We start from the raw sequence: 1,481 nt of genomic DNA, 5'->3' as shown, positions 1-1,481 counted from the left end.
GAACGCCGTCAACGACCATGCCGAGGCGGAACTGGCCCGGCTGCACGATATCATCGCCGCGCTGCGCCGGCACCGCTTCGGGGCCCGTTCCGAGAAGCTCGACGACGAGCAGTTGGAGATGGCGTTCGAGGATACCGAGACGGCGCTTGGCGTCGTTGCGGCCAGCCTCGATGCCGTAGCGCTCACCCCGCGCGAGCCGCGCCGGCGCAAGACCAACCGCGGCCGGCTGCCAGTCCATCTGGAGCGGGTCGAGCAGGTCGTCGACATCGAGAACAAGGTGTGCGGCTGCTGCGAGGGCACCCTGCACGTCATCGGCGAGGACGTCGCCGAGCGGCTCGACGTGGTGCCCGCGACCTTCCGCGTCCTCGTCACCCGCCGCCCGCGCTATGGCTGCCGGGGCTGCGAGGCGGCACCCGTTCAGGCTCCGGCACCCGCGCATATTGTTACTGGCGGCCTGCCCAGCGAGGGGCTCGTCGCGCAGGTGCTGGTGTCCAAATACGCCGACCACCTGCCTTTGTACCGGCAGGCACAGATCTACGCACGCCAGGGTGTCGAACTCGACCGCTCGACGCTGGCGGACTGGACGGGACGTGCGGCATGGTGGCTGCGGCCCCTGCGCGACCATCTGCTCGACACACTCAAGCGCTCGGGCAAGCTGTTCGCCGACGAAACCGTGGCACCGGTGCTCGACCCGGGGCGCGGCCGTACCAGGCGCGGGCAGCTATGGGCTTACGCGCGCGACGACCGGCCATGGGGCGGCAGCGACCCGCCTGCGGTCGCCTACCGCTACGCACCCGACCGCGCAGCCGAGCAGCCTGTCGAACATCTCGCCGGCTTTCGCGGCGTGCTGCAGGTCGACGGCTACACGGGATACCGCAAACTCGCGCGCGCCGGCGACGTGCAACTCGCCTTCTGCTGGGCGCATGTGCGTCGCCGCTTCTTCGAGCAGGCTACAGGCGGGATGCAGCCGGTTGCCACCGACGTGCTCGCGCGCATCGCACGGCTCTATGCCGTGGAGGCCGACATCCGCGGTCAGTCGGCCGATGCACGCCGTGACGCCCGGCAGGAACGCAGCCGACCGCTCATCGACGACCTGCGCCGTGTACTCGAGATGCGGCTTGGTCAGGTCAGCCGTAAAGGCCGTCTCGCCGAGGCTATCCGCTATGCGCTGAACCACTGGGACGGGCTTTGCCGCTTCCTCGACGACGGGCGTATCGAGCTGGACTCCAACACCGTCGAACGCAGCATCCGACCGCTGACCCTCAACCGCAAGAACGCGCTTTTCGCCGGTTCCGACGATGGCGGCGACAACTGGGCGGTCATCGCCTCACTCATCGAAACCGCCAAGCTCAACCGCGTCGACCCACAGGCCTGGCTGACCGACACTCTCAAGCGCCTTGCGGGCGGCCACCGCATCAATGCACTCGGCGACCTCATGCCATGGGCATACGCCGCCCGCGTGGTGCGTTAACAGCGCTTAC

Annotated in this window: 1 protein-coding gene; it reads left to right on the top strand. The window is 68.9% G+C overall.

The annotated features are described in order from the left end of the window. On the top strand, nucleotides 1–1,471 hold a 1,471-nt coding region (tnpC, locus tag BSZ14_RS18720; RefSeq protein ID WP_076712051.1), incomplete at its 5' end, for an IS66 family transposase. Between the last annotated feature and the right edge of the window lie 10 nt (nucleotides 1,472–1,481).

It is taken from the genome of Sphingomonas sp. Sph1(2015) (genome assembly GCF_001970915.1).
GTDB lineage: Bacteria > Pseudomonadota > Alphaproteobacteria > Sphingomonadales > Sphingomonadaceae > Sphingomonas > Sphingomonas parapaucimobilis.
This window is presented reverse-complemented; position numbering and strand designations above follow the sequence as displayed.